The organism is uncultured Gimesia sp. (assembly GCF_963972345.1).
Taxonomy (GTDB): Bacteria; Planctomycetota; Planctomycetia; order Planctomycetales; family Planctomycetaceae; genus Gimesia.
Window position 1 is genome coordinate 1 of the sequence record NZ_CAXAVM010000259.1, and the last position, 8,541, is coordinate 8,541.

The 8,541-nt window shown below is 47.5% G+C and carries 7 protein-coding genes; 3 read left to right on the forward strand and 4 right to left on the reverse strand.

Features of this window, described 5'->3' with window-relative positions; translation table 11 throughout:
- Positions 1-1,008, reverse strand: a 1,008-nt coding sequence (locus AACZ40_RS26600; RefSeq protein ID WP_339676588.1) for a porin, incomplete at its 3' end; no start/stop codon positions are given.
- A gap of 580 nt (positions 1,009-1,588) precedes the next feature.
- On the opposite strand from AACZ40_RS26600, the gene AACZ40_RS26605 reads away from it, so the two are divergent.
- Positions 1,589-2,455: an endonuclease/exonuclease/phosphatase family protein gene (locus tag AACZ40_RS26605; protein ID WP_291169938.1), complete on the forward strand. Its 867-nt coding sequence runs from the start codon at positions 1,589-1,591 to the stop codon at positions 2,453-2,455.
- A gap of 910 nt (positions 2,456-3,365) precedes the next feature.
- Here the strand turns inward: AACZ40_RS26605 and AACZ40_RS26610 are convergent.
- Together AACZ40_RS26610 and AACZ40_RS26615 are read right to left on the reverse strand one after the other, a co-directional pair.
- Positions 3,366-5,228, reverse strand: a complete 1,863-nt coding sequence (locus AACZ40_RS26610; RefSeq protein WP_291169935.1) for a chloride channel protein — start codon at positions 5,226-5,228, stop codon at positions 3,366-3,368.
- A gap of 72 nt (positions 5,229-5,300) precedes the next feature.
- Positions 5,301-5,804, reverse strand: coding sequence for a MarR family transcriptional regulator (locus tag AACZ40_RS26615; RefSeq protein WP_291169932.1), 504 nt, complete (start codon positions 5,802-5,804; stop codon positions 5,301-5,303).
- Between the two features lie 639 nt (positions 5,805-6,443).
- On the opposite strand from AACZ40_RS26615, the gene AACZ40_RS26620 reads away from it, so the two are divergent.
- The gene (locus AACZ40_RS26620; protein ID WP_291169930.1) at positions 6,444-7,409 is read left to right on the forward strand and encodes a heme-binding protein; all 966 of its coding nucleotides are present in this window, start codon (positions 6,444-6,446) and stop codon (positions 7,407-7,409) included.
- A gap of 13 nt (positions 7,410-7,422) precedes the next feature.
- On the forward strand, positions 7,423-7,551 hold the full coding sequence (locus AACZ40_RS26625) for a hypothetical protein (RefSeq protein ID WP_339676592.1): 129 nt from the start codon (positions 7,423-7,425) through the stop codon (positions 7,549-7,551).
- A gap of 2 nt (positions 7,552-7,553) precedes the next feature.
- Here the strand turns inward: AACZ40_RS26625 and AACZ40_RS26630 are convergent, their stop codons facing one another.
- A complete protein-coding gene (locus AACZ40_RS26630; protein ID WP_291169927.1) occupies positions 7,554-7,679 on the reverse strand; it encodes a hypothetical protein in 126 nt (41 codons plus the stop codon).
- Positions 7,680-8,541 lie beyond the last annotated feature (862 nt).

The window sequence follows — 8,541 nt, forward strand, 5'->3', positions numbered from 1 at the left end:
GTCTACAAAGGGAGGGACTCTGTCAAGTACTCCCACCGGTGTTGTCGCTCCCGGAGTTTCTGAGACTACAATTTCAGGCTGATTTCGATAGCGTATCAGGTCATTAGCAGGGTAAGCAAAACTATAGCCTCCGCCAATGTGTAGCAACCGTTCGGCAGCAGGATCATCGATTAATATTTTTGTTGCACGCGTGGCCAGACCAAACCCGCCGCTGTCTCCAATATTTCCTCCATAAACATCTGTGGGATATCGGAACCCGGACAAAGCCCAGGTCATTTGTTCGTCATCAGAATGTCCAAAGGCCATCGCACCAATTTGACGAAAAGGGAGAAATGCAAATGGTAACGATCGCTCCATAAACGTAATCTCTTTTGAGCTTGTGAGTCCATCCATGCCAATCGGCTGACGGTATCGGCCTATTTTCAGACTGGTATTTTCAGAGATATCTTCGATGTCAAACCAGATATCTGTAAAACTGGGACGTCCCGATCCAGCAAAGTCCATCTCAAGCATTACCTTGACATTCTCCCAGACTTTTCCTGCTGCCGCTAATCGTGCGCGACGGAAATCAGCACCATTTTGTATGTCTCCAACGGCTTGAATGTTTCCGGTATCTTGAGCAAAGAAGATCGCATCTGTTTGAAAGAATCCTTTCAACTTAATGTCAGGATATTTGGAGCGTGTTGTGTCCGTTTCAAGTTTGAAAATTGGCGGAATTAAATTATCTTCAGCCTGTGTTTGAAGAACGCTACCTGAACTTTCAATCAGTTCAGTTTGATGCGCGCGTAGCTCTTCAAGTTGTTGTTGAAGATCCTGAATCTTCAAGTCAAAATTTGTAAGATCTGATCCGCTGATCTCGTTCTGCCGGAAAGGTTTCTGTGCATCTGCCTGAAAATGGAATACAAACAGAAACTGGCTTAAAACCAATACAGAAGTTAAGAACCGTAATCGCGACTGTTTTCTGAGATTCAATGAAACGATGAATTTATGTTGGAAGAAAGGCCACATATCCAAACTTTTCCAGTAACTTCGAGTTCAGTAATTTCTGGTAACTAAGACAGTGACCCAGAAATAATGAGCGTTTTGCTGTGAAACAGTAAATGACACTGTATCAGCAACAGTATGGATTTCATCGATTGTGGCGATTTCGAAGACTAGGGCAATTTATCGGGCTGTATGGACTGACATCTTTAAGAATATGACAATTCCTGAAGATGAAGGAAATTTTATTTAAGATGGGAATGAAGTTTGCCAGGAATATTGAGGTGATTAGTCACCAGTAGCATCAACGTAGGTAAGAACACAATGCATCCTTCCACTTTGTATAAAATACAGCCCTTGATTCGGGGGGGGGGCAACCTTGTATCCATCGTTTGACAAGATACTTACTTCATGCAAAAACTAGTCACTTTGGAGTACTGACATTATGATTCATGCCGTTTCAACCCTAGACTTACTACGCATATCCAATACCAATATTGAGCCGCCCTGTGGCGATGTCGCAGGTGCCTTTTCTTGGAGATAGAGTGGCGGTATCATTGGTGCTACAATCCTTTAGCACCAATCAAGACTATCAGGAATTGATATCATGACGATTTCACGCCGCCAGTTTTGTTCCGCACTCGGGGCTGCGGGGCTTTCGACAACTGCATTCCCGGCTTTTGGCAACGACAAAAAACAGCAGCCTCTTCGAGTGATTGCCTACAACGTTTACGCCTGTAAGGGCTGGCCCAAAGACCGCACCTTGGCCAGGAAAGCGGTGAAAGAGGGGCAGATGGCGAAGCGGTTGGCAATGGAACTGGCGTCGTACCAGCCTGACATCATCAACTTTTCGGAATCACCCAGTGAAACGGTCGCCAAAGAGGTCGCCAGGCGGCTTGGGATGAACCATGTTCGCTTTCCCAGCGGCCGAAACTGGCCGGGCACACTGTTGAGCCGCTTTGAGATCATCGGCTCGAAGAAATATCCGCTCGGACGGGAGCGTCCCAAAGAACTCTTTACTCGTCACTGGGGACGAGGCACGGTCAAGCTACCCAACGGTGAGTCTTTGATCGTTCACTCTGCTCATCTCTACCCCGGAGCCGATCCAAAAATCCGGCTGCAAGAAATCAAGGCGATGCTGGCATCGATGAAGCACGACCTCGATTCTGGGCGGTCGATGTTGTTGATTGGCGATCTGAACCACCGCCCGGATTCCGAAGAATACAAACTCTGGATTGATGCGGGGTGGATCGACACCTTCGCTAAGGTTGGCAAAGGCGAAGGGCTGACGATCAAAGCGGACGATCCGAAGTCCCGCATCGATTACATCATGGCGACAGGACCAATTGCCAATCAGATTATGGAATCGAGACCGTTGTTTGAGGGTGCCTTTCGTCTGAACATTGCTGACGAGGACGCTTTTGCCCTCAGCGACCATCTGCCTCAGTTGGCCGTCTTCGGAGGAGAGAACTGAGTTCTGTCGATAGATGAGCAGGTATTTCTGGCTAGGGATCATAAATGGGAATTGCCATATCGCTCAAAGCGGGATCACCTTAAACTCATCATTTTCTCTCTGTTGTAGTCGCTCACTGGCATTGAAAGCCGCAGATGGGGAAGCTTGTTTTGCACTGCCAAGAGCCCTGCGATAACGCGATCGCCTGGTAGTATTACGTTTCTGCTGAGACAATTCATCAAATGGACCAGCCCACTGGGGCACCAGCCTGGTCAAGGTGTGGATGTCGATTTTGGCGAGACCCAAGTCGACTTTCCAGAGAGGCGTCGCAAAGTCCGTGTTCTGTTTCTGGTGATTATCGAATGCCTGCTTGCGGGCTCCGGGTTATGATCACTGCGGGACACGATCGCCTGATATGCTTGGATTAGGTATTGAGGTACGCCGGAGAAGTTACTGGCGTCCTGCAGATCCAGGGCTTTCTGCGCCATCCGGTTGAGTTCTGCGGCAGGCACAATCTTGACTGTAATATCCTTGCGGTCTTCAAATTTGTTTGACACTTAAAAAGTACTTTCTAAGTTAGCTGTGCAGGCTACCGCTGAAGCTCAAAAATGCATATCTTTTGTGTCATTCAACGTCTGCGTGAGTCTGTCTGTATCCGCCGTAATTTTTCTCCAGAGTAAGGGATGAATTTGCGGAACAAATCCGGGAATTCATTACCGGTGATATGCGATTTGTTCTCCCAGTTGTTTATACCAGATAACACATCCGTATAGGGTGTCCCTGTCATAATTATACCACCACGAAAAGTGATGTAACTTGAAATTTTCGAAGAAGGTCTCACATAATTAAACGACGTAGAACTGTTAACAACAATCCTGATCAGTATATCAAGTTCTGGGGGCGATTAAGCGGGGCAAGATCAACCTTGTTTCTATTTATTTTCTTGCGCACCCGAGCGCCAGATTGGTTGTTGTAATTGGGCATCGTTCACTCTCCGATTAAAAACAGACAAGACATCGCTCCGGGTAACGATTCCAACCAGTTGACTATGATGCGAGCGATGGATGACTGGAAGGCGACCGACACCATGATTTACCATGTGGTCTACTGCTTGTCGTACCGTACAGTCATCATAAACAAATAAAGGAGTTCGGCGAATGATGTCAGCAATATTTTGATCCGCCGATAAATCTGGCATCAGTAAATCGCGTTGAGTCACAACACCTATCGTAATCCCTTGATTATTAACAACTGGAAATCCCTGGTGGGACGTCCCTTTGTCTCCTGATGCGAGCCATTCCTGAATACTGACTATTTTTTGCTGCGATGGTAATGTGACAACATCTCTGGTCATGATGTTTGAGACATGAACTTGATCCAATACATCTGCTTCATAGTCTTCGGGAGTGCGAATTCCTCTTCTGGCGATCTTTTCAGTCATGATAGAGTTACGCATCAGGTAACTGGAAACAAGATGTGCCGCGGCGCATCCTCCTAACAGTGGCAGTAAACCAAGCGGCTGTAGAGTTGTCTCGAATGCAAACACAACCGAGGTCAACATGGCACGGGAGGCTCCGGCAAAGATGGCAGCCATACCGACTAGAGCTGCAATTCTCACGTCGACCCCCAGCCCCGGAATGACCGTGTTTACGCAAGTCCCCAAGATCGAACCAATCCCACCGCCAATAGTGAATAGCGGAGCCAGCGTGCCTCCCGAAGTGCCGCTTCCCAGTGAGATGGACCAGGAAATGAACTTCATTATGCACAGGAAAAGGATGCTTGAAACAGCAAGATTATTGAGAAGCATATCACTGATGTTGTAATATCCGACCCCCAATGTGTCTGGCGCAAAATATCCTACAATTCCAACTGCTAACGCACCGATAGCCGGCCACCACATCCAGTGAATTGGAAGACGTTCAAAATTGTCCTCAATGGCGTACACGGCGCGCGTTACTGCGACCGCAAACAGACCCAAGCATCCTCCAATCAATATGTAAATAACTAAAGACGTCCCATTCGGTACCTGGAGATTTGTCATCATAAAGACTGGGTCGGCCCCTTCGAACATGATTCGTACTCCGGTCGCCGTCGAGGATGCTAATGCAACTGGAATAATGGAGCGGGGGCGAAATTCGAAGAGTAACAATTCTACAGCCAGCAAAACAGCTGAGACTGGGCTGCCGAAAGTCGCAGCCATCCCGGCTGCAGCACCGGCTGCCAACAAGGTTTTTCGTTCTGCAGTTGTGGTTTCTAGAAACTGGCCGATGACCGAGCCGAATGCTGCACCCGTAGCAATAATAGGGCCCTCTGCACCAAACGGCCCACCGGTTCCGATAGAGATCGCAGCAGAAAGTGGCTTGAGAAACATCAATCGCATCGGAATGCGGCTCTCGTTCGTAAGAACCTGTTCCATCGCTTCTGGAATTCCGTGTCCCCGAATTCCTTTGGAGCCGTAGCGAGCCATGATTCCAACAACTATTGCTCCAATAACAGGGATTCCAACAACAAAAAGCCCTAAATCCTCAACAGCAGGAGCTGGAGATATAAGCGAGGTGTTCAGCTTGCCGTAAAAGCAGAGATTGGTGATCAGTCCGATTAATGACATCAGGCCTTGGGCGACAAACGCTGCGACAGCGCCCAGCACTATGGCTAGATAACAAATTCGCAGGGTGCGCGCATTGACAAAGGCTGTCTCAGGAGGAATTTGTGTCGTCTCGACTACAAAGTCGAGCGATGGGGAAACAGTCAGGCCTTCTGTAGTCGGTGATTGCGTCGATTCATGTTCAGTCATTTATCTGTACGATTTTTTGATTTCTAAATTTTAAAAGTCAACTACGAGTCTTGGTCGTTTTCTCTAAGATATTCATGATTTAGGGTTGCCTTCTACTGACTGCAAAACCTTACGCAGCAATGAAGCCAAGATGTCCTGTTCACGACGGGATAGGCTGCCTAGTGCGTTTCGTGCTTCATCAAATCGCACCGGCGCAGCAGCATCAACAATTTTGCGGCCCTTAGCTGTGAGTCGGACTTGAAGCGAACGTCGATCTCTAGTATCAGGGATGCGCTGAATCAACCCATTGGTCTCTAGTCGATCGAGGCGGTTCGTCATTGCTCCGGAAGAAAGCATGACAGACTTCATCAATTCCGTAGGGGTCATCGAAAAAGGTTTTCCATTCCGTCGTAATGCCCCAAGCACATCAAATGCCCAGATCGCGATACCGAATTCATCCAAAGCTTCATCGGCACGACGCTCTAAATACCCAGCGAGCCTCAAGGTGCGGCCAACAATACCCATACAACTCGCATCCACACCTGGCAGCTCTGACTCCCATTGGGCAATAATTCTGTCAATGATGTCTTGGTTCATGTTATTAATTATCGTATGGAATATAGTTTGATGTCAAGAATGTTTGCGTGAAGATAGTGCATCCGAGGGGATTATGCAACAAACATTCTGTAGATTTCTGATGTCTTCAATTTCTGTAATTAAGATTAAAATATCGGTTCATTCAAGACGGATTCCCGGCTGTTGCTGAATTCCACCACGACAGCTACTACCGGCCTCAGTAGAGACTCCTCATTCGAAAACAGACAGTCTTTCAGAGATGTATTCTTCTGCTCAACTCGCAAGCTTCGATACGTATTTCCCATACGTTCCGACGACCCTGCTTAGCGTCAGCTTTGAAAGACCTGAAGTTCCCCAGAAATGATGGGCGCTGGGTTTAGGTTATACTGCCTGCTCAAACATTTCGGGGCTCAGGCATCCTCGAGAAAGGAATCAATCCAGTCGACACGATGATAATATTTGCACTGATACTATTGATTTTTTGAGGCCTCAACTTTACGAGAATGACACACATGACGATACTGACGACTTACTCAGTGGGGTTCGTTTACTCACGATTGTGATGACAAACATCGAGATATGCGCCGGATAGTGGTCACCGATGAATTTGTACTGATTCGCAATGGGTGTGAATTGAAAACGGAATTTGACTGAAGAGCAATGAAACTAAAAAAGGAACAACTGATGTTAAGAAATGTCATACAGGGTCAACCCATTCTTGCTTGTTTCGTCGTGTTAATTATTCTGACTGGAGTGAAAACTGCGTGGGCACAACAGAACAAAAAAATGGTCGCATCCGAAAATGAGCAGCCACTCGTGCGAACCAATCGGGCACAATTGACGCTGGCGGGAGCTGAGCGGGCAATTGTTGCGAGTCGCAAACAGGCGGACACGATGAGTGTTCAGGTCAATATTGCCGTCGTCGATGACGGCGGACACCTGTTGGCATTCGCGCGCATGGATGGTGCCAGACCGGGGAGCGTTTACACGTCGATTACAAAAGCGACATCGGCGGCAACCAAACGAGGACCAACCGGTCCATTGCCAAATGTTGATACAATCAATACGCATCTGAGTCTAGCGGTCGAAAACGCCGCAGCAGTCAGCGGCGGAAAGTTTACAACGCTAAAAGGAGGAGTTCCGATCATTTACGACGGACAAGTCATCGGCGCGATCGGCGTGGGAGGTGCCACTGGCGAACAAGACGCAGAAGTGGCAGCAGCCGGTATGGCAGAACTGACAAAAGTTTTTGAGGGTATCATTAACTCTCAATCATCGATGGAAATCAGATCCCCCTTCGGTAAATGGCTCATCGAAGACATTGAAGGTCGCGGTGTGATCAACAATGCTCAAACAACAATCCAGATTGCTGAAGACGGTTCTGTAACCGGCAACACTGGAGTGAACCAGTTTATAGCCAAGGCGAAGTTTGGTAGTGAGAACATGGAAATTGAGGAAGGACCAGTAGCAACTCGCGCAGCCGGTCCACCAGCGTTGATGGACCAAGAATCTAATTTCCTGACTGCATTGCAGAAAACGAAAAGGTACCGTATCGACGAAAAAGGCTTGCTGCACTTGGTCGATCATAAAGGGAAGACAGTTTTGCGAGCCTCCGCAGTAGAGTAAAGTATAGCGATTAATGAGAATCGAACAGTTCGACAAACTGTTGAGCTTGTTTAACACCGATCTCTCTACCGGGTGTCTGCGGATTACTTCCGGCCCCACATCACGCATACGTGCCTGGATTGCGCGATACGCCTGGGTGTGAAACTAAACCATCCCTGAGTAATTGCAAGTGACCTGAATTTCCATGGATTTTTGTGCCAGTCGTTGCAGCTCTTCATCGGGTACGATTGTGATTTCAATACCTTTGCGGTTTTCTGTTTTGTTTGACATTTAAAAAGTACTTTCTAAGTTTGGCTTTCGCACTTTTACGCAGCGAGTTCGATTAGGCGTGTTACATAGTCAATATGTTTTCTTACACCCGACGGGATGCCGGGTGTTGATAAATTGCTTTTCATCATGGTTTTCAGGGTTTCTGAGTGTAAACAGGCCGACATGTCTGCAAACGACGGATGGCGTTTCCCTGTCCAGTTCCGGAGTGATTTCGCCGGTTTCATATACGGTATCTTTGCGAGTCGTCCTCAGACAATCAAACCCGGTTCAACCAATCCTGTTTGAGCATGTCGCATGGGATGCCGGTACGGTCAGTAGTTGAGCGGGGCGAATTTGACTATGTCCCCGGCGCGAGACCTCGTCAGAATATGTTCTTACAAAATGCACAGTTGAAAATCAATTTGTTTTAAGAAAAAACCCGCTCAGTAAATTAGCGCTCCTTACTGAGCGGGTCCCGTTGCCCCGAGAATATGCGAAAGAAACGGAGCAACTAACCGTTATGGGTGAAATTGCAAAGCAGATTGGCAGCCTGGTAAACGTTCTGTGCTAAACTGGACCTGGATCGACTGTTGCCAGCTTTGAATTAAGAACACTTCTAACCGGGCACTACCGTCAAGGGACAGCAGTGGGTGTTGTGGTCCTGCTTTACATTGGACAATTACATATTCGACTCATCAAATTTAAACCGGTCGGAACTGTCTTAGTCTTATGTTGCTGACTTGTACTGTTTTTTGAGGTCGTGTCTCCTGCGGCTTTGCATAGCCAAATCCTCCGATTGCTGCTTGATCAACAAACAAAGACAGAAGATTGCGGCACTGAAGACCAATTGAATTGCTAAAACCGGACCGCTGAAGAAAAGCAC